The organism is uncultured Phascolarctobacterium sp., assembly GCF_937920985.1.
GTDB lineage: Bacteria > Bacillota > Negativicutes > Acidaminococcales > Acidaminococcaceae > Phascolarctobacterium_A.
Map to the genome: position 1 here is coordinate 14,632 of NZ_CALDXR010000038.1, position 19,793 is coordinate 34,424.

The 19,793-nt window shown below is 41.0% G+C and carries 19 protein-coding genes; 3 read left to right on the top strand and 16 right to left on the bottom strand.

Going from position 1 to position 19,793, the window contains the following annotated elements:
- Positions 1-4: 4 nt before the first annotated feature.
- From Q0612_RS07055 to Q0612_RS07080, 6 genes are all read right to left on the bottom strand, one after another.
- Positions 5-364, bottom strand: coding sequence for a transposase (locus tag Q0612_RS07055; RefSeq protein WP_298882579.1), 360 nt, complete (start codon positions 362-364; stop codon positions 5-7).
- A 9-nt stretch (positions 365-373) separates the two neighbouring features.
- Complete coding sequence (locus Q0612_RS07060; protein ID WP_298882582.1) at positions 374-958, bottom strand: IS66 family transposase zinc-finger binding domain-containing protein; 585 nt, start codon at positions 956-958, stop codon at positions 374-376.
- Between the two features lie 141 nt (positions 959-1,099).
- Positions 1,100-1,453, bottom strand: coding sequence for an IS66 family insertion sequence element accessory protein TnpB (gene tnpB / locus Q0612_RS07065; RefSeq protein ID WP_298882585.1), 354 nt, complete (start codon positions 1,451-1,453; stop codon positions 1,100-1,102).
- The gene (locus Q0612_RS07070) at positions 1,447-1,803 is read right to left on the bottom strand and encodes an IS66 family insertion sequence element accessory protein TnpA (RefSeq protein ID WP_298882587.1); all 357 of its coding nucleotides are present in this window, start codon (positions 1,801-1,803) and stop codon (positions 1,447-1,449) included. Before Q0612_RS07070 ends, tnpB begins: the two co-directional genes overlap by 7 nt.
- Before the next feature lie 455 nt (positions 1,804-2,258).
- A complete protein-coding gene (locus tag Q0612_RS07075; protein WP_298882590.1) occupies positions 2,259-2,753 on the bottom strand; it encodes a hypothetical protein in 495 nt (164 codons plus the stop codon).
- Between the two features lie 16 nt (positions 2,754-2,769).
- The gene (locus Q0612_RS07080; RefSeq protein WP_298882593.1) at positions 2,770-3,075 is read right to left on the bottom strand and encodes a ribosomal protein L7/L12; all 306 of its coding nucleotides are present in this window, start codon (positions 3,073-3,075) and stop codon (positions 2,770-2,772) included.
- Between the two features lie 125 nt (positions 3,076-3,200).
- On the opposite strand from Q0612_RS07080, the gene Q0612_RS07085 reads away from it, so the two are divergent.
- Entirely contained in the window at positions 3,201-4,082 is an 882-nt protein-coding gene (locus Q0612_RS07085; protein WP_298882596.1) for an IS30 family transposase, read from the top strand.
- A 19-nt stretch (positions 4,083-4,101) separates the two neighbouring features.
- Here the strand turns inward: Q0612_RS07085 and Q0612_RS07090 are convergent, their stop codons facing one another.
- The 8 genes from Q0612_RS07090 to Q0612_RS07125 all read right to left on the bottom strand — a co-directional run bounded on the left by Q0612_RS07090 (position 4,102) and on the right by Q0612_RS07125 (position 16,866).
- Entirely contained in the window at positions 4,102-4,836 is a 735-nt protein-coding gene (locus tag Q0612_RS07090; protein ID WP_298882637.1) for a hypothetical protein, read from the bottom strand.
- 4 nt (positions 4,837-4,840) lie between these two features.
- On the bottom strand, positions 4,841-9,061 hold the full coding sequence (locus Q0612_RS07095) for a hypothetical protein (RefSeq protein ID WP_298882639.1): 4,221 nt from the start codon (positions 9,059-9,061) through the stop codon (positions 4,841-4,843).
- An 81-nt stretch (positions 9,062-9,142) separates the two neighbouring features.
- On the bottom strand, positions 9,143-10,717 hold the full coding sequence (locus tag Q0612_RS07100) for an AAA family ATPase (protein ID WP_298882640.1): 1,575 nt from the start codon (positions 10,715-10,717) through the stop codon (positions 9,143-9,145).
- A gap of 15 nt (positions 10,718-10,732) precedes the next feature.
- Positions 10,733-11,194 (bottom strand): hypothetical protein, encoded by a 462-nt coding sequence (locus Q0612_RS07105; protein WP_298882643.1) that lies wholly within the window; start codon positions 11,192-11,194, stop codon positions 10,733-10,735.
- 4 nt (positions 11,195-11,198) lie between these two features.
- Complete coding sequence (locus tag Q0612_RS07110; RefSeq protein WP_298882645.1) at positions 11,199-11,477, bottom strand: zinc ribbon domain-containing protein; 279 nt, start codon at positions 11,475-11,477, stop codon at positions 11,199-11,201.
- A gap of 14 nt (positions 11,478-11,491) precedes the next feature.
- The gene (locus tag Q0612_RS07115; RefSeq protein WP_298882647.1) at positions 11,492-13,240 is read right to left on the bottom strand and encodes a hypothetical protein; all 1,749 of its coding nucleotides are present in this window, start codon (positions 13,238-13,240) and stop codon (positions 11,492-11,494) included.
- Positions 13,241-13,257: 17 nt separating this feature from the next.
- Positions 13,258-15,930: an ATP-binding protein gene (locus Q0612_RS07120; RefSeq protein WP_298882649.1), complete on the bottom strand. Its 2,673-nt coding sequence runs from the start codon at positions 15,928-15,930 to the stop codon at positions 13,258-13,260.
- A 15-nt stretch (positions 15,931-15,945) separates the two neighbouring features.
- Positions 15,946-16,866, bottom strand: coding sequence for a hypothetical protein (locus tag Q0612_RS07125; RefSeq protein WP_298882651.1), 921 nt, complete (start codon positions 16,864-16,866; stop codon positions 15,946-15,948).
- 365 nt (positions 16,867-17,231) lie between these two features.
- Between Q0612_RS07125 and Q0612_RS07130 the strand changes: the two genes are divergently transcribed.
- Positions 17,232-18,173 (top strand): IS110 family transposase, encoded by a 942-nt coding sequence (locus Q0612_RS07130; protein WP_298882653.1) that lies wholly within the window; start codon positions 17,232-17,234, stop codon positions 18,171-18,173.
- Positions 18,143-18,514, top strand: coding sequence for a transposase (locus tag Q0612_RS07135; RefSeq protein ID WP_298882654.1), 372 nt, complete (start codon positions 18,143-18,145; stop codon positions 18,512-18,514). The genes Q0612_RS07130 and Q0612_RS07135 overlap by 31 nt, the downstream gene beginning before the upstream one ends.
- A gap of 355 nt (positions 18,515-18,869) precedes the next feature.
- Here the strand turns inward: Q0612_RS07135 and Q0612_RS07140 are convergent, their stop codons facing one another.
- Positions 18,870-19,154, bottom strand: a complete 285-nt coding sequence (locus tag Q0612_RS07140) for a hypothetical protein (RefSeq protein ID WP_298882657.1) — start codon at positions 19,152-19,154, stop codon at positions 18,870-18,872.
- A gap of 20 nt (positions 19,155-19,174) precedes the next feature.
- Positions 19,175-19,783 carry a L,D-transpeptidase gene (locus Q0612_RS07145; RefSeq protein ID WP_298882659.1) on the bottom strand — a complete coding sequence of 203 codons (609 nt, stop codon included), beginning with the start codon at positions 19,781-19,783 and terminating at the stop codon, positions 19,175-19,177.
- Positions 19,784-19,793 lie beyond the last annotated feature (10 nt).

Sequence of the window (19,793 nt, forward strand, 5' to 3'; positions counted from 1 at the left end):
CGGCTCATAACCATCGGGTTAAAAGGTATCCCTTAAATCCCTCTAAGAAGACCTCAGGATATTTACCGGCTCTGCCTGGAGCGTACTCATAGAGTGTAATTGCATGGTCTGCATTGCTGCTAGTGCGGTAAAGCCACATATAGCTTTGTGCTTCAGCTTTGCGGTCTTCCTCTCTGAGTACTTGCAGCACGGTTTCATCTGCATGCAGAATATCATGCTGAATTAGCTGCCTGCGCAGCTCTTCATAAATCGGCTTTAGCCACAGCTCGGTCGCGCCCAGCATCCAGTTAGACATTGTCTGTCTGGGAAGCATAATCCCATCTCTGTGCAGGTTTTGTTCCATACGGTAAATAGGTGTACCCATAACGAATTTCTAATTAATAAAATGAGCAATAGCCTCCGGTGAAGCAAAGCCACCGGGGATAACGGTATTTTCTTTGGGGACCTTAGTAATAGGAGTGCTCTCGGAGTTTTTGCTGCAGTTCCTGCAGGCATAGGTATAGTAAACGTCCTCGCGGACAATAACCTGTCTAGGGATAATGACAAGAGATTTACGGATTTCCTTGCCAATAACCTGCATTTTTTCACCACATATATTGCAGATAAGATCCTCATCAGAAAGCTTGTGCTCTACTGTTTCCGTAGGTACGTTTTCAGGCAGCTTGTTCAAAAGATCAGCAGAACGTTTTTTACGAGTGTGCTTTTCAACAGTAACTACCGGCTCCTCTTCGGCAGCTTCAAAAATTTCGGATTTGCCACTCATAGCTTCTGCCTCGTCAAACAGGCGGATCAGCTTGTTGTCCAAAGCTTTGTCAAGTTTTTCGCTGGATTTGCCGTATTGGCGTTGTACAGAGATACGGAGCTGCTCCATGAAGTAGTCAAGCTGGTGCTCCAACTTAGCTTTTTCCTTAAGAAGCTCAGCATTTTGCTTTTCTACAGCAACTTGTTGTTGCAACATAGCTGCTTGTTGCGCAAGCAATGCTTCATACTCAGCACGAGATAATGTAATTGTATCGTTTGTGTTGTTTACGTTCATATTCATGAGTACTATTATACACTAAAAAAGCCGTGCAGAACACGTCTTTGGAGCAATTATACATTATACCGACGTGAGCCCGGTTACAGGCTTTAAAGCTTTTGGCTGGTCTGTGCTGAGGCCTTCAATGAGCCAGCGGTATTGTTGCTCTGTGAGCATGCGTGCTTCATCTCCGTTGCGAGGCCAACAAAACGCACCGCGCTCCAACCGTTTATAAAGCAGGATAAATCCGTTATCCTCCCAAAGCAGGCCTTTAATGCGGTCACGTCTGCGACCACAGAACAGAAACAGGGTATTAGTAAACGGATCAAGACGGAACTGGTCTTGAACTATGCAGGCAAGACCATCTATACCACGGCGCAAGTCAGTGTAGCCAACTGCCAGGTATATCTTATCCGCTTTAATATCCGTCAGCATTGCCTTAGCCCCTTGCAGATGGCTGCAATTACATTGGCATTAGCGTTGGAATAAAGTCGGATTGTTATTCCATCAATTTCTAAACTTGCAATGACATCGGGAGCAGAACTTTGAGATATAAAACTTGTTGCACTAACGGGTACTTCTGCAAATTGAGGAGCAGGCACCTGACTGCTTGCGACAGCAGTATCAAAAAGTTTCTTTTGCCAGTGGTAATAGCTAGAGCAGGGAATATTGTTTTGTTGACACCATTGCTTTACTGTAAGATTACTAGCTCGGCAGGCGCTAACCCGCTCCGTCCAGAGCTGTATAGTAGCTTCTTTGTTGAGGCTTATAAGTTCTTTAGTCACATCAAACATCCTCCTTGAGTACAAAGACTACGGTAGAGTCTATTATAGTCTACTGGATTCTAATAGAGTCTATGGTAGTCTTTAGTGATAGTTTGATTATGACATGTGTGAATTAAAACAACAAGTCGTCATTATATTTGACGCTTACGGTGAAATACCCTTTTCTTTAGTGAAATTGCACTTGTTAAGAAGCTTTCCAATATTAAATTTAGAAAAAAGCAAGAAATGTTATTTTTTAGTTCCTTTACATCAGTGTTTTGTGATAAAATAGACATGGCATAAACTCCCCTTTGCTATGTTTTTGTTTGCACTTTAATTATACCAAAGGGATGCGGTTTATGCCTTTTTTATTGGCTGAATTATTGAGTTTTCAAGGTTCTATGCTTTATTTAGGTGTGGGAAGTTTTAGTTACTTAGGTGTGCAACTTCATTATACAATCTACCACCTAAAAATCTTAGCAAGAAATCACGGAAACAGAACCGTTTGAACTGATAGCACGACAACAATCAACATAAACTTCAATAAAGTCGTAACCACCACGCATAGCAATAGAACGAGCTTTCTCAAGTCCGCCAGGAAGCATTTGACCACCCTTATAATGTTCAATTATCTGACCAGTTATATCCAAAGTGTGAACCTCGTAGGGTTTACCAAGATAGCAAATAGAAACGATACCCAACATAATGCCGGTGATTTCAACTTCTGGGAACTCACTTCTAATGGTATCTACGATTTCATTTACTTTATACTGATTATGAACGTGACCACCAGCATCGAGCTTGTGCATCGCCTGCATATATTCTTTAGAGCGAGGCTTGCGAAGCAATCTGTCTAACTTCATCTTGTCCATTTGCTGAGTCTGTTGGGTTTGCTGCTGCGTTTGAGTAGCACTCAAGATGGTGTTTGTTTGCTGTTGGGTTTGGGGTTGTCTTAACATTGGTTTCGGCATTGTTCTATTCCTCCTATTATCTAATTTCTATGGTTGCACCGATAGCTTCAAATGTATTTTTAATCTGCATAGCTTCAGCTTCGGTTATATTTTCCGTTAATGTCGAAGGAGTGTGTTCAGATAAGTTTTTAGCTTCTGCAAGACCTGCCCCAGTCAACATTCGGATTTCCTTAATCACATTTAATTTGTTTCTTCCGCAATTAACTAAAACAACTTTCTTATATGGATTATTTACAAAGGAGTCATTTTTTAACTGTCTTCCACAAGCTCGGCAAAAACGAGCTATTTCTTCATTTTGAGTTCCGCATTTATGGCAAAACATTTATTCGGTAGATTGTATAATGAAGTTGCACACCTAAGTGAGTAAAAAGAGAATAAAAAAATCCATAGCGTTCTTCCTTGTGTTAGAATTAAGTTACCACACCAAATCTAAAAAGGAGAATCACTATGGATCAACTTAATTCTACCACACAACATCAAAAGGGTAAACACTTATCTTTCGAGGAAAGGGTAATTATTCAGACCAGATTCAACGACAAGCACTCTCCAAACAAAATAGCTGCTAAGTTATGCTGTTCTCCCAATACTATCCGCAATGAAATCAAACGCGGTACCGTATACTTATATAATGGTAAAGTTGCCCATTACAAAGCAGAAGCTGGTCAAAAAGCCTATGAGGAAAATAGAGCCAACTCCTGCCATCATTGCGAATATATTAACAAGCTGGAATTTATTGCCCATGTTGAGAACAGCTTCTTTGATCTTGGTATCTCCATTGATGCCTGCGTAGGCGAAGCTATGGAAAAAGGTTATTTCCCACGAGAGCAGATGCTCTGCACTAAGACCATCTACAATTACATAGACAAAGGCCTGATGCACATCCGCAACCACAATCTTCCAGAAAAGGTATCTCGTAGGCCTAAGCTTAAAAGAGTGCGAGAAAACAAGAAGCTACTCGGAAGGTCGATTGAAGAAAGGCCGGCCATTGACGGCAAACTAGAGTTCGGACATTGGGAAGCTGACCTCGTTATTGGTCAAAAGACCAATAACGATGAAGCGTTGTTAACCCTACTTGAACGCCAGACCCGCAAGTACATACTTGTCAAAATAGCTGGCAAGTCAGCAGCTGCGGTAATGGATGTATTTGAGAAGGTTAGGAAATACTTCGGTTCCAAGTTCAGTGATGTATTCAAGAGCATAACTACTGATAACGGATCTGAATTTACAGAGTTGAGTAATCTTGAAAAAGGCAGTAAAACTCTAGTATATTACGCTCATCCATACTCTTCATGGGATAAAGGCAGCAACAAAGGCATAACCGTCTGGTAAGGCGTTTTATAGCCATAAGTTATTTCCTCGGCAAGCCTTTTCTCAAATCTTCTAAAGCGTCCTTGGGATTTTCTCTGAGATAAATAAGGAAATTGTAAGCGCCTATAACCGACAGTGGAAAGTCTGAATTTAGTTTTTTGGCTGTAAATCCTTCGATTACAATAGCCCTATCATTGCTTGCATATTTCTTTGTCGTGGCAACCATAACAAACTCATCATAAATATCTTGGTGGGTTTGGAGCTTTTTTATTGCAAGAACCGCACGTTTTTCTGTCATTCTAAAATCCGTTTTTAACAAATTTAGAATTTGCTTGTCGTACCGGTTATAGGAATAAGTATTTGTCTCTACACCACTCAGTAAAGGAAGCAAATTTACTTTCTTTTCTTTAGGGTATGAGATACCTACTTCCGTTTTTTCCTTTTCTCCACTTACAACGACCTCTATGTTTTGATATAGTATTGTAATTGTCCAACGACCAAAATCATCGGTGTCAAAAGTGTCAGTAAACTTTGTGGCAGAAGCAAAAGTGCTGTCAAAAGAACTTGCAGTATATTTTTTGCGCCATTGTTCTGCAACACCAATTTCTTCGTGTTTTGCTCGCAGGTCTAAAGAAATAAGTTTTGCGTCTTTGCAAGTGGCTAATGCGTAACAGATTATAAGACCATTAACTGTCGCAGATTCCGAAAACACATCACACAGGTCATATCTTTCTATGTTAGATAAGTATCCTGCGTTTTTAGATATTATTTTCATCGCTCTACCTCCATTCCATTCTTACATTATAATCTCGTTCAATCTTATCAGCAAATGCAAGATAGGATTGATATACTTCATCGCTACAATTACTTCCAAGCTTTACAACCGGTGTGTATTTCATAGGATGAGCAGTTTTATATTCGTCAAGTCTTTCTTCGATACAGTGCTGCGTACTCAACGGGAACGCATTGCCGTCACACAACTCAAAGTTTTGCTTGATAACACCGTTCTCATCTACCTCGCAATTAAGCGATTGGAAGTTGCCTTCGCCGACAGCGAACATTCGTGAAATTCCTTTAGGGTCATTAGTGTTATTAAGTTCAGTACCACCCACCTTAACATCAGCAGACTGAACCTCAAGGAAAAACTCATCATATTCGCCCTTTTCAAATTTGCTTTCAAAATCGCTGGGCAATTCATCGGACACAGCTTTTTGCTCAAGGTTAAATTCGATAGATTTTCCCGTTTGAGAAGTTCTTGAATTGGTATCGTGTCCGTTAGCATCTCCGATGCGAAGCACAATCGCCTCACTACGCATTTCCGCGAGCTTTTCTTGGTTAAAAGAACCATCTTCGTTTACGAGGAAAGAACTATCAAAATGTATTTGTTCATCGGGGTGACTTTCGTTATATTCGTTCACCCTTTCCTGCAAACGTCCTACAGCAGTTCTCCAATCATCTTCGCTGGCAATATTCCTTAATCCAGAATTGGATTTGCTGTGAACGAGACATCCCAAAGCGACTTCATCTGCATTTACGCTGAGATTGCTTATGCTTTCTCTATCACGCAAAGCGTGGATAGCAGATTCAAGCGAATGATTAGGTCTAAAGTGGTTTTCAAAGCCTTCTTTTTCAAATTTTTCATTCGCCTTAGCTTCAGCGGCAGCTCGGTCAAATGGTTCTCCGGTTTTTGCAGCTTCTTTTTCTTTCTTTGAGACAGCATCGGATACATATTTCTCTCTAATCTGTTCGTTTGAGATATATGCTTCTCGCTCAGCCTCATAATCTTCAGCCTTAATATTTCCGTCCATTCCCGTATCATGATAAATAGACATAACTTCAACTGTCCGTCTATCAATATTCGGGGAATAGAGTCCATCATAATCATTCTGACTAAAATGAGCTTCTAAGGTATCGGCAGCTTCAAGCGACTTCAAGCGAACCTTTTCAATATGACCGTTTTCAATATCGTTATGTTCCTTATAAGATTCAAGCTCTTTAATGCCGAGCTTACTCCATACGGCTTCTCCGTTTTCGTAATGGACACCGGCAACAGACCGCAGTTCATCAAGTTCTTGAGTTTCAAGGACTTCCTTATATGCGATTCTATCTTTTTGTTCAAAATCTTCCGGCAATTCATCAACAGAGATTTTTTCAAACACAGCTCCTTTTTCGGGGTTGAGTTTGGAAAACACAGCTCCTTGACCGCCTTGTTCAGTAAAGGAAGTTTTGATTTCATTTGGCATTTCAGAACAAGATGCAATCTTCTCTTTAACAGCTTGTGCATAATCTCGTGCATCGGATTCAACTAACTGTTCCTTGTATCCCTGGTAATCATCTTCTGCACGAATATAGTTATCAAATCCTTCCTTAAACTCCAAATCTCTTTCGGTCTCAAGTTTATCTGCTCGCTCGTGCTGATACTTATGACGGTATTCGTGGGAGATAGTATCTGCTGTTTCTGCCGCATCGTGCATATTATATTCATTGATATAAATAGCATTTTGCTTTGCAGAGTAACCGCCAAAATCACAAGGGTCTTCTGCTTTATAGTACACAATCCTTGGCTTATCTTCAACGCCCAGGATTTCAGCATTATAATCTGCAAGTTTTTCAACCGCTTGTTTCTGCTCCTTGATAGATAATTGTTCCCAATTACCTTGCTTGAAAGGAGACAGCACTTCGGCAGCTTTTGCTTCATCAATAAAATAGTTGGTCTCACCAGGAACATCCGTGCCATCATTTACCTCAGATATTCTTGTAGCAGAGGGCAACTCAGCCATAGAAACATATTCATCGCCAAGTTGTTCCGTGATAGCTTTATTGTTCTCGTCCAACTTTACAATAGAATAGCCGATTCTGTCATAACTTTCTTTCATTGCGTTATATTCTGCTGAAAGCTGCTGATAACGTAAGTCGTGAGCTGTATCATATCTATCCATATTGTTGGATGTAACATACTTCGAAATTTCATCCATTTTAGCATCCATAGCCTGCTTAATGGAGTCTTTTTCGGCGGAAAGTTCCTTAATTGTAGAGCAGCTTTCTTCTCTTATATTTGCAAGCTCTCCATTATCCGGCTTTGTGTCATAATACGTTTGGTCGTACCTCTCTTGAAGTGCATTAACTCCTGCGAGAGTAGCAGCAGAGGCGGCTACAGCTTCGGCACCCTTTTGAATTTGAGCATCTCGGAGTTCAAGACTCTTTTTATCTAAAAGTTCTTGCTGCTTTTCCATTGATGCAATTTGTTCGTCAAGGTTTGCCTTTTGGTCTTGGAGGTCGTTGTATTCTCTGAGAGACTGTTTATATTCTTCGCTGCCTTTTTCCTTGGACAGAACTTCATCAAACTTACTCTTTAATTCGGCTTCTGTTGCAGCTTTTTCCTCGATTTTAGCTTGTAGTTCAGTAGCGTTTTCCTCTCTTAAATCGTTAATTTCGGAAGAAGAAACGTCGTCTTTCTCGAAAGCACCGTCGATTCTTTCTTGCAGGGATTTGCTTTCCGCTTCGGAGTTCTGTTCAATCTGGTCGCTCTCCAATTCCTCCGCGGTTTCTTCGATTGCCTCTACAGATTTTTGTTCTTCTTTCTTTTCCTCAACAGCATCTTCGATTTCATCGGATTTTTCTTCGGCTATTATTTCCACTTCTTCATCCGAAAGGTTTTCGCTTGTTGATTCTTTAACTTCATCAGCAATTTGCTCTTTTGCCTCATCATCGGTTAAATCTCCATTTTCGACGATTTCATCAGCACGGGCATCAATGGTCTCATCAGCAGAATCCTGCTGTTCTTCGATGTTATCAACGTTCTCCTCAATATTTTCGGCAACAAATTTCTCGGCTTTTTCAGAGGAAATTTTACCATCCTCAGATTCATCGTTGATGTTTTCGGCTACATCCTCTTGGATTTCCTCCTTGGTTTCGTCGCTGAGTTCTGTTTCGGTTTGTTCCTCAACTTTTTGAGAGACATCTTCGCTGACACTCTCATCGTTAATTTGGGATGTTTCAACCTTAGTATCATCATCCATTTGCTCCAAATCATCAGCTTCAACATCCTCGGTGCTTTCTTCGGTCTCAGAAGATGTACCCTCATTCACATCTTCGTCATTCTCATCCGAAGTCTCAGCGGTCTCCTCGATGTTTTCGCTCTGTTCCTCAACCTGTTCGCCGTCAGACTCGACTTCCTCGGCGTTTTCTTCAGCCTCGGAAGATTCGGCTTCCGCTGTATCCTCTAATTGCTCAGCATCATCTTCAGAAATTTCGTCACTCTCAGACTCGTCGCCCTCATTGGTTCCTTCCTCAGTTTCGGACAGTTCCTCTGGATTTTCTTCGACATCCTCGGATGCTTCGTTGTTTATATTTTCTGTTCCTTTCGGAACCTCATTTTCGTTTTCATTGATTTGATTTTCCAAATCGTTTTTATAGTCTTGTGCAGCCTCTTGTTGAGCTTCAAGTGTTTCTTCTGCTTCTTCCAGTTCCTCTTGTGCTTGTTCGTATTCTTCCTCTGTAACCTCATCGGCTACTTCGTCACCTTCTGGACGTTCAACAACTTCTGCATTATGTACCTCGATATGCTCATTCTCGTTTGCGTTTTCTTTGAGTTGTTGCATATCTTCGGGGTCATTACATTCATTGTAAGCTTCCTGCAATTCTGCACTGGCTTCTTCTTGGCTAATTTCGCCATCAGTTGTGTAGGTAACTTCTGATACATATTGACCATCAGTTTCCTTACCACAATCATTGAAATCGTCATCATCTTCTTCAACCAATTCCGGATTTTCTTCTTCCATTTCCTCCATCTTGACTTCGCAGTCGTCGTAGTTTTCTTCAGCTTCTTCTAATGACTCTGCATTTACCTCATTGCCCTTACTGTCTTGAACTTCATTCAGAGAGCAGTCATCAAAATTTTCGGCAGTTTCCTCAGTTTCGGACAAGTGTTCACTATCAACTTTGACTTCGGGAGTTTCGTTGATTTCTCTATTCTCGCCGTTTTCTAAATTGAAGCTCATAATCTATCCTCCATATATAAAATAACGCAGACACGGTATGGTTTGCATAAATCAAGCCACATCCGTGTCTGCGTAGAATTATCACACCAACACTTTTCGTGTCTTGGGTCCAGATTTCTTCTGGGAGAGTTCCTCTCCGCCGATTGGCTTACCGGAAGCAGGCACAGCACGCTCTTTTCCCCAATCACGGATTGCTTCAATTTTTTCGGGACTTGTCTGAGAAAGGGGTACAACATTGTTGAATGCTGTAATCATATTTTCTTCATTAAGCACGAAATTACTGTTAGCAATAGAGCGATATGCCAAGTCTCTCACGGTAGATTCAAGGTCGGCGCCAGTAAATCCATCAGTAAGTTCTACAATTTTATCTGCAAATGGACCGATAAAATCAAGTTTCAAATATTTACGCATATACAGCGAAAGAATGTCACGACGTTCATCGGCAGTAGGCAAATCGACAAAAAACAGCTCGTCAAATCTACCTCTACGCAAAAGCTCAGAGGGGAGCATAGAAACATCGTTTGCTGTCGCAACAACGAACACCTGCTTTTTACACTCCTGAAGCCAGAATAAGAACTGTCCAACCATTCGTGTCGATACACCGCCGTCGTTTGAACCACTTGCACCGGACAATCCCTTTTCAATTTCATCAATCCAGAGAATACAAGGAGATACATTCTCAGCGGTTGTAAGGGCATCCTTCAACTGTTGCTCGGACTGCCCCACATAACTTCCTTGAACTGTAGCGAAGTCCAAGCGATATAGCGGCAATTTCCAGTTAGCAGAAATTGATTTCGCAGAAAGAGATTTACCACAGCCAGGAACACCAACAAGCAAAATTCCTCTCGGCGGTTGCAATCCTTTTGCTCTTAACTCATCACGCTTTTCAGGAGTGAGGAGTTCTTTCTTTTCATTCAGCCATTTTCTTAAACCGGCTAATCCGCCGACATCCTTAACGCTCTCATCCACATCAATTTTTTCCAAACCGGAAATGTCAGAAAACAATCTGTCTTTAGCGTATCTAATTTCATCCATATCGGATTTTTTGATACTCTTATTTGCTATCAAGGCAGCAATTACATTTTCCGCTTCAATGCGGGTTACGCCAGCCAAAGTAGAAGCGGCTTCACGAATATCGGTATTATCCCATTCAATAGGAATTTCCGAACGATAGTCGTCTATGTACTCCTTGATAATCGAATACATTTCATCTTCGTTGGGGAGGTCAATTTTAATGACCATACCCAATCTTTGTAGCTGATTCCAAACAGCATTATTAGTCAAAACTATAACAACGCCGCCAGATTCGTTTGCCAATGTAACCAAGTCCAGAATCTGTCTTGCATCACTATTGTCGCCACTAATATCGGGAACCTCGGTCAGAATGAGCGTCATATACTGCTTACGCTTCATTTGCTCACTCATAAAGTCAATAGCTCCATACACGGATTTATCATCGTTAATTGACTTTTCCGTGCTTAAATCGTAAATACCCTTTGATAGCGTATGAACATAAAAAGGTAGAGTTAGTTCCTCGGAAATCTCTTTCAAAATATCCAACGTTCTTGCTCTTTCGATTGTGTTTATAGCTATGAAAGGGATACGAGCGATAGAGTATCTTTTCAAAAGTTCTTTGCTCTTTGCAACATCACTCATATATCAGCTCTCCTTTCAAAATGCGTTTACTTTATTGTTTCTCACAATGCTTGCGAGTTTACCGCTACGGTCTTTCTTCGCAGAATCCTCAAGAGAAGTCTGCATACTGTTTGCTTGACTTATTACCAACTGGTGATACTGCTGACGGTCCTTCTCCGGGATTGCAGGAAGATTGATCGCTTTAGATAAAAAGCACATCTCCTTGCGGAGGGCAAGGAGAGCCTGCACAATGGCTCTCTCTTGCCCATTAGAACGAGTCATTTCCTTCTGGAACTTATCAGATGCAGCATTCATTCGATAGTTGATAACATCAATCAGTTTTTTTGCAAACCGTTCGGCAACACCGGATTGCCATTCAATAGTGCCTCTCTGCATAGCAGACAACACAGCTTCATCATCGGATTTAGCTTTTAGCATATCCAAAACAGCAACCCATTCAGAATATGTTTTCGGAGGTGCAATAGCTGTGGTCAACATCGAATTAGTGCCTCCTTACCATTACCTGGGGCGGTTCGATGCTCCACGCAGGAAGGCTCTCTGCAAAAGCACTGCTGGGTGCAACATATTTCGCCACCTTTGCAGGTGTTTCCTTTGCGGGGGCGAAAGCAGGAGCATTGTTGGCTTGGGGCACAACAATTTCTTCGCCACAGGAAATGCAAAATTTACTATCAGCTTTATTACTTGCACCGCACTTAGGACAAGGAATATTCGTTCCAGCAGCAACAGAGTTTATAAAATTCGCTTTGCTTTTAGCATCCATCTTTCTTTCCTCCTTTACTGAACCTTAATTCTACGGTTTGAATCCGCAAGCTTTCTCACATACTGTTCGGGGCTAATCTGCTCAAGGAAGTCAATAACCTTTTGACTTTCACCATCTTTTTCAGCGAACTCAGCTCTGAAATCGACAACCTCAGCGAGAATAGCTCTGATAATCTGAGAACCGTTCTTGCGTTTTTCTTCAAACTTTGCTTCGATATTCTGACGATTCTGTTCAACTTTCTTCTTCTTGGAGAAATGGTTGATAACCATACCAATGCCAGCGATAATCGCAATCAAACCGAGGAAACCGTTGCCGGCAATCATCATAATCAAACCGATAACACCTATTGCCGCACCACCCCACAGACAGAATTTCTCAAATCCGGAGAGGACAACCTGAGCAAGCGCACTTGCTTTTTCCTTGTCAACCAGGGCGTTGAACTTGCTGATGAGTTCTGTTTCATTCTGACCATCAGTAGTCTTATCGTTAAAGGTATCAACATTGATTTCGATTTCGTTTGGAATTTTCATCCTGTTTTGAGCTACAACGTCGTTGTAGGCATCGCTGACCCATTCCTTGGAAAGAGCAATAGCAAACTTCTGAGTAGAAGCGCTTGCATGGGAACTGTCGGGCTTCATAGCTGCATCAGTAAGCAACTGAGTAAAGTCCTTGTGTTCCTCAAAAGCGGTCTGTTCAACAGCCATATTCAGGCGAGCACAATCCTCATCGCCGTCAAAGTCAATAACAAACTGGTTGTACTTTTCTTCTTTTCGGAGAGGAATTTCTTCCTCGTCAAATTCAGAAACCAAAGTGTTCAAAATCTCGTCGAGCTGTGCCTTCAAAGAGTCTGCTGAACTTTCCTGTTCAAAGATTGCGGTGAAATAGCCCAGGATTTCAGCATGGAGCATAGCTCCTTCCATGATATCCTGCAAAGCAGGCCATGTCTTGCTGTACTTGCGAAGATATGTATAATCGTTAGTTGCAAGAGGTTTTCTCTTGAGGTTGATTGCATCGGACCACTGCTTTGTCTGCTGCTCAACAAAACCAGGCTTGTCCGCAAGATGCTCAAGCCATTCGCCCATCTGTCTGGAAACGATGCCTTCGGAATCTGACCCAAGCAAACCGCTTGCAAAAGCGTCGAGAATAATCACCGTCTTCCTGTCAAGATTTTCTTCATCCTGGTTAGCGAGATAACGCTGAGTCCATTTGAGTGCAGCGCTCTTGCGGTCGGCTCTACGGCAAATCAAAGCGAAGAACAGAGAAGTCTTTTCGTCGTTTCTCTTGATACCTTCCTTGAGAGCACGTTCAGCTAATTCTGGCTGGTCGTTAATCCAAGCAGCGAGTGCCACCAAACAAGGAGCCAACCAATATCCAGGGGTGGAGATCATAAGTTCCTCAGTAGCATTGCTTATAGTGTCTTTCTTGACAATACCAATGTCATCCGCTTGAAGAATGCCAGTGGTAGTTCTTCTTACGATGTCGTAGTGACCAAACCGCTTCTCCATCTCCTGCCTGATTTGAATAACTCTCTGCTGTGCTTTGGACAAAGCGTTCGCTCTAACCTGAAGCTGCACAAAGTTGTTGAAATCACGTGCCAAGGCACCAATTTCATCGTAAACTACCTTGACGTTGTCGTTTACACGGTCAACGTTATTGTCGATTACTTCGAGGTTGTTGTTCAGCGTACCGAGATTGTTGTTGATAGCTCTTAAGCCATCTTCAATTGCACTTAGATTAGCTGAACTGATTGCATAATCCGCCATTCTCTTTCTACCTCCGTTTATTTAGTGGATTTTTTATATTTAAGATAGTCTGACAGGTATTTCTGCCTTTGACCATCATTTAGATCTTCGTTTTGAGCCAAGATATAGCCTAACACGCAAAGACGCTCAAAATCATTTTGTATGTTTAACTTTTTAATCAGTTCCGAGTTCAAAAACGCATCGAATGATTTGGGGGCAAATTTTTTAACTACCCACTTTTCCAAAACCTTGTTTGTGGCTACATTGGTGTCTATGTACTCGGAAATCTTCTTGTGATATTTGCAACGATGTTCACAATACGAGCATCCTGCATGGTGGCAAATAACCTCATCGTATCCGCTTGCAATGTCATATACTTTCTTTTTCACCTCGGCAATAACTTCGCCTCGGTTTTTTTCGTAATAAGACTTAACAAGAGGCAACTTCACACACTTGGGCCTATTGTCACCTTCGGCATATACAGCAGCATAACCACGTCGCAATGAACTGAGATACTCAATTTGCTCTGGACTCATATTCATTGCTCTGCCAATCGTTTCTCTATCCTCTAACGCAACTGTACGATGTACAATTTTAAGGTTTGTGTTCTTAATCGTATCCGGTGCGAGTTTTGTGGGTATCTGGTCAGCAATCAAGATGCCTTGCCCAAAAGTACGAATTTCGGCAAGAAGGTTACAGAAAAACTCAACAGATTTAGCACGTGTGTTACCACCTTCACCCGACTCAGAGACATTTTTCAGCAAGCGGTGTGCTTCTTCAACCATAAGAATATGGGAGAGCTGTTTGCTACCTTTGGTCATCTGAGACTTTCGGTATTCGTATAGCTGAACAAGCAGAATGCCTATTACGAAAGATTTTGTTTCGTCGTCACCTAAATCTTCAAGCTCCATTACAACAGGACGAGACAACAGTTCTTCTATTGGCACAGATTTTGGCGTGTTCAACATCGCACCTTTACCGCCAATCATCAAAGAGTAAACTCGTGCTTGTAGTGCAGCCTTTACGTTTGATTGAACCTCTTGGTGATACCCCATATTATCGACTATTACATCAATTTTATTGTAAAGGTCTGAAAGAGTAGGGTACTCGGTCAAACCAAAACGATTTATATTTTCTACAATGTCCCATCCACGGTCGCTGTATATTTCATAAACAGCTTTTTCAAGGATATATGGCATTGGAGGGTACAAATCGAACGCAGCCTTAAAAGTTGATAGCAAATAATCAATGTGAGTTTGAAGCGAAATTTTGTGGTTCGTTTCAAAGGGATTGATTCTATATTTTACCGATGTTTGAGCTGCCTCAGCGCCCAGCGTAAATACAAGCAAGTCCTCAAAACCTTTAAGGTTTCGCAACTCCCAATATTCACGTTTCGCTGACTCGATAACCATAAAGGGAACTTTCTCTTGTCGGTCAGCAGGGTTCCACAACGTATTCAAAATGGATTTAGACGTATTTGTTTTACCACCGCCGGTTATTCCAATAATCAGAGCGTGACGTGTGAAGTCGTCTTTTTCCATAGAATATATGTTGTTGGCAGTTGAATTGTCTTTGCGTCCTGCAACACAAATATCTCCAATCGGGATAGGCTTTTTAAATAATTTTTTTCTTCTGTTAGATACATCGAACTCAACATATTGGTCAATGTAGTACCCTGGAAATTCCTTTGTTGGCAACTGACACATAGTAGCTAATTGGTCGCTGTTTAACACGGTTTGATACTTGTATATAAACAACGTGATTGACTGAGCAATTCCAGAGCGTTGCCATCTTCCCAAGGGATGCAAGTCTGGATTTTCAATCAAATCAGCCATCATATATGTATTGGAAATTACATCTTTAATTGAGTTGTAATCAATTACTCTGAAAGGTTCGGGCTTTGATTCTTCACCCGAATAACTTGCTTTGATGATATTTCCAAGTCGCTTCGCATCCATAGCGTTATCGGATGCAAAGTAGCCGTTTACACGCCACATTCCTCGTGCTGTACCGACCTTTAACATATGCTCAAGAACTTCAAGATTTTCAAAATAATTCTTGCTGTGAAAATCCTGTTTTTGTGCAGACAGATTGCCTTGTGCTCCGCCAGAAATGGTCTGGTTAATGAGCGTAAAGACACTTTCCATTTCCTCAAGAATTTTTTCGTGTCCGAGTGTAACAGCGATATTGCTGATGCCAGATGCAAGTATTAAATAAGTAAATTTTTTTCCTTGCATACCTCGGCAAATGTTTTCAATTTGAAAACTCTTTTTTTCAGCCGCAAGTTTATCGGTCGGAATACCAGTGAACATTCCACCATATTCTCGTGGGCTTGTTCTTAAAGGATTTTCGGAGACATATTCTATGTCAATCCCCGGAAAAACAGATTCGTACGAAGAACGCAATCCGTCTCGCAAAACTTTCATTGTTCCTATGTATATGTCAATGCCGTTTTCATTTCCGATAATCGCATATGCAAATGGCACACCGTGACGAACGCTACTGTTGAGAATGTCACCAACTAATGTACTTATTGAAAAATCTTGTTCTGTTTCCCAAAAGCGAGTTAAACCATTCACCTTGAAAAACTGCATATTCTGACTTTCTTCATATCCATTAGATATAAAGTTGCCGTTAGGAATAAAATCAAGGTCTTTCCTGCAAAGAGCGTGATTCTTTTCGGCAGAAGTATATCCGTTATAATTTGCCATTGGCCACCCTTCTTGTTAAAAAAGTCGTTTTATTAGCGAGAATATAGCCCCAAAAATAGCACCGAATATTTTCAATGCTTTGGGTAGGTTTGTAAGGCACAGAATGATAATAACTGCCCAGATAATTCCTTCGACACCAAGACCGGAAATCATCATAAACATAAGGGCAACGACAATCGCTGTGATAAACCAAACAACACCTTGTCCGATTGTTCTCGCAGGGGTAATAGTGGTTCCGCTTGCTTTATTTTTTATGAGTTTGGCAATAATGTTATTGTTGGAGTCTCTTCGTCCATATACTTCAATATCATTATTTTCGCTAACTGCACCATTATTTAACCTTCCGTACACAATAACCTGATCGCAGGCATTACCAAGGGCGTTTAATGCAGTACCCGAAAAATCGGGAAACACCTGGAACATCGTAACATCATCATCAAGTGTAAAGGGGATTCCCATAAACAAAGCTCTAAACCACTTTTCCAAAATAGACCGCTTTTGATTATCCACGACAATGTTTTTGGTTATTCCCGTTGTTAAAGGTTGATTACCCGAAACACGAGGAGCAGATTGAGAGTTGACTACAATTGTGTTCTGCTGAGCGACTTGAGGAGCTTGACCTGCTGAATACACTTGAACCGAAGGCTGAGAGGCAACGGTTGTCATATCGTTACCATATGGGGCTTGGTCAGCCAACGAAGCTCCACCGCTTAATAAAACTTTTCGGTTCCCCCCTCTTTTGGGGGCATAAGTATCGGTGTTTTGATTGCCGCTATTATTTATAATATTTCGTTTGTTATGTGATGCGATTTGAGTTTGAGTAGGTGACACACTTTGAGCATATGGATCTTGACCAATCGCACAAAGTTCACATATATCGCCTTGATTATCAACTTCATTTACGCCACAAATTCTACACTTATACGCCATTATCATTCCTCCTCGTATAATATATTTGTAAGCAACATCCGCCGTTAACTTACCAGCAAAATTTGTTCTTTGACAACTTCATAAGGCTACCCCAACAGGCTCTCCTGATGCTACAATATTCTTAATGAACTGTAGCTAAGATAACGGCTGTCACCTCCTGCAAACCCTTAGCGGTTATTGCTTAAAAAGCTTGCCGCCTGACTCCTGGATCATTATCTGCTCACTCAGATGTTGCATCTCTGGGCGGAAGTTCTCCAGCAAGTATGCTTCCACAGATGAATGCTTATTATGCGAGATTGCAGTCAGTCCCTGAGATCAGGATTGCCCTTAACTACTCTTCCATCTTTAGCCGGAAAGGTGGTGTTTTCTTTATGAAGAAGGCGGATCTTCAATCTACTTTGTTTGTCGGTATCGACATTAGCTCTCGTGAGAACGTTGTCTGCTTTTTAGACTTCTTCTCTACTACTGTCCTAAAGTCGTTCGCTGTCCCCAATAACCAGCCTGGTGCCGAACAGTTGGCTAATACCATTCTTGAATTCGTAGCAGCTAAGCATGACTTTACTAAAGTGTGCGTAGCCCTGGAATCTACATCCTATTACAGTATCCACATCGCCAACTATCTCTCAGATTGTTCTGAGCTTATGGCTCTTGGTATTGAGGTATACTGCTTAAACCCCAAGATGATTGCTAATTACAAGAAATCTTTTCTTGGCAAAAGCAAGAACGACTATGTCGATGCTATGGTGATTGCCGACTTTGCCAGAGTCGGCAGGATAACTTCAAAGCCTTGGCGTGGTAGCCAGTTTTTGGCTCTACAACGCCTTACACGGCACAGGCTTCATCTATCTAAGTGCCTAGCCAGAGAAAAGACTTATATGTGCTCCAACATATTCCTGAAATTCAGTGAGTTCTCTATTCTAGATAACGAGAACAAGCCCTTTTCTAACAACTATGGTGCCACAGCTGCCGCTGTGCTCACCGAGCTTCTTTCCACAGATGACATAGCAACTATGTCCATGGAAAACTTGGTTGATTTTATCTGTTCTAAAGGCAAGAACAGATTTACTGATCCAGAACGGACTGCGCAGCTTCTACAGAAGGCTGCACGCGATTCCTACCGTCTGGACAAGTGCCTATATGAGCCTCTAACTATTGCCATTGCCTCATCTTTCAATGTAATTCGCTCTTATGCTGCAGAGCTCAAAACCGTTAACACGGCTATTGAGCATACCGTTAGAGGACTGCATCCAGAAGCCTATATGTCCTGCGTTCTATACCTGGAGTGGATCCTGTATATGCTGCAGGGCTATTAGCTGAACTGGGCACCATTGAAAACTTCAGCTCTGATGACGCATTAGCCAAATATGCTGGTCTCACGTGGCGTGAAACGCAATCTGGCAACTTTAGAGCTGATGATACGACAATGACCAAAGCGGGAAATAGTTACTTTAGATACTACCTACTCGAAGCTGTTGGCTCACTTATTAGGCATGATGCTGTTTATGCGGAGTTCTACCAAAAGAAATATGCTGAAGTAAAATTGCACCAACATAAACGTGCTTTAGTTTTAACTGCTCGCAAATTTGTCCGGTTGATTTTTGGATTGCTGGTCAAAAACCAACTTTACTCCCAAAGTGGAGTAAGCCGAACTTAATATTTGCTCGTTACAACTGCCTCTTTTTTGAAGATTAATCCGGCAGTCTTATTAAAGTTACCCTTTTTGAGGCCAGTTGCTTACATTTTTATCTTATTAGGGGCTTGACATATTACCAGATTGCTTAGTAAAATTAATGCTTTCCGTAAATTGTTTTCATATTTTTCTCACTTATTACCATAACTTTACCAATAAGACTTTACCTTATACGTTGCACTAACATACCAATACGGATTACCTTCCATTCTAGCATTTTTTAGCCTAGCATATTTTAGCCAAGTTCCATTTCCATCATATGAAACTTCAATATAATAATGCTTATCAGGCTTTAAATTAATTTTAACTGTTTTACTGCTCATGATACGAGAAAATCTCTGCTTGCCATCTGCACTTTTAATTTTAATATTAAACTTTGGATAAATAGTTTTACTTTTTCTTTTCCAAATAGATTTAAATATTTTATTGTAACAGCATTGTTTACTAAAGTGATAGATTCTGCGCCAGTTCGTTTCCAATCTGCTTGCGTCTGCACATTGATAGTAGCTGTATTCATTCCCCCGCTTGTAGCAGCTTCTGCAAATCCATTAATCCCCATCGCAAAAAACGTTGCTAGCATAATTGACATTAATCTTCTCATCATAATTTTTCATCTCCTTGATTCTACTCTTCAATAATTACTTGCATGCCAACTTTAGCAAAAGCTTTAAGCTTCTGAACATCATCATTCTTTAATCTTATACAACCTTCTGAAGCTTTTTTACCAATCGAATCTGGATCATGTGTTCCGTGGATGCCTATACCTCCCCACTTACCTCTACTTAGCTTATTAGTATCTAAACTAATAAACCAAGGTCCATAAGCTCCTGTAATTTCTCCTTTACCATCCTTAAAATCATGAGTCCAACTAGAGGCATCAATTATTTCATCAATAGGAAAAATGCCTGACGGAGTCTTCATATCTCCTTCTTTTTCCTTTTGTCCACTATTTTTTCCTAAAGCACACGGATAAACTGCTACTACCTTTCCCATATCATCAATAGCATAAACCTCAAATTTGCTTTTAACGATTAAAATGAACCTATTATCCATTTTATACTTCTTTAATAAATTTTCATTAGTTTCATTTTTATCTTTCACTATCTCTGCCTTATTATCAGTATTGCCTCGTTGCGTATCAGCATCTCGCCCATCCCCATGATCAGCTGAACACCCGCCAATAAAAATAATTGAAAACACCAGTATCAATATATAAAGGACATACTTTTTCACGATCAACACT

Excerpts from the sequence above, each read along its gene's own strand:
- Q0612_RS07055 (WP_298882579.1), bottom strand. The coding sequence starts at position 364 with ATGGGTACACCTATTTACCGTATGGAACAAAACCTGCACAGAGATGGG.
- Q0612_RS07060 (WP_298882582.1), bottom strand. The coding sequence starts at position 958 with ATGTTGCAACAACAAGTTGCTGTAGAAAAGCAAAATGCTGAGCTTCTT.
- tnpB (WP_298882585.1), bottom strand. The coding sequence starts at position 1,453 with ATGCTGACGGATATTAAAGCGGATAAGATATACCTGGCAGTTGGCTAC.
- Q0612_RS07075 (WP_298882590.1), bottom strand. The coding sequence starts at position 2,753 with ATGCCGAAACCAATGTTAAGACAACCCCAAACCCAACAGCAAACAAAC.
- Q0612_RS07080 (WP_298882593.1), bottom strand. The coding sequence starts at position 3,075 with ATGTTTTGCCATAAATGCGGAACTCAAAATGAAGAAATAGCTCGTTTT.
- Q0612_RS07085 (WP_298882596.1), top strand. The coding sequence starts at position 3,201 with ATGGATCAACTTAATTCTACCACACAACATCAAAAGGGTAAACACTTA.
- Q0612_RS07090 (WP_298882637.1), bottom strand. The coding sequence starts at position 4,836 with ATGAAAATAATATCTAAAAACGCAGGATACTTATCTAACATAGAAAGA.
- Q0612_RS07095 (WP_298882639.1), bottom strand. The coding sequence starts at position 9,061 with ATGAGCTTCAATTTAGAAAACGGCGAGAATAGAGAAATCAACGAAACT.
- Q0612_RS07100 (WP_298882640.1), bottom strand. The coding sequence starts at position 10,717 with ATGAGTGATGTTGCAAAGAGCAAAGAACTTTTGAAAAGATACTCTATC.
- Q0612_RS07105 (WP_298882643.1), bottom strand. The coding sequence starts at position 11,194 with ATGTTGACCACAGCTATTGCACCTCCGAAAACATATTCTGAATGGGTT.
- Q0612_RS07110 (WP_298882645.1), bottom strand. The coding sequence starts at position 11,477 with ATGGATGCTAAAAGCAAAGCGAATTTTATAAACTCTGTTGCTGCTGGA.
- Q0612_RS07115 (WP_298882647.1), bottom strand. The coding sequence starts at position 13,240 with ATGGCGGATTATGCAATCAGTTCAGCTAATCTAAGTGCAATTGAAGAT.
- Q0612_RS07120 (WP_298882649.1), bottom strand. The coding sequence starts at position 15,930 with ATGGCAAATTATAACGGATATACTTCTGCCGAAAAGAATCACGCTCTT.
- Q0612_RS07125 (WP_298882651.1), bottom strand. The coding sequence starts at position 16,866 with ATGATAATGGCGTATAAGTGTAGAATTTGTGGCGTAAATGAAGTTGAT.
- Q0612_RS07130 (WP_298882653.1), top strand. The coding sequence starts at position 17,232 with ATGAAGAAGGCGGATCTTCAATCTACTTTGTTTGTCGGTATCGACATT.
- Q0612_RS07140 (WP_298882657.1), bottom strand. The coding sequence starts at position 19,154 with ATGATGAGAAGATTAATGTCAATTATGCTAGCAACGTTTTTTGCGATG.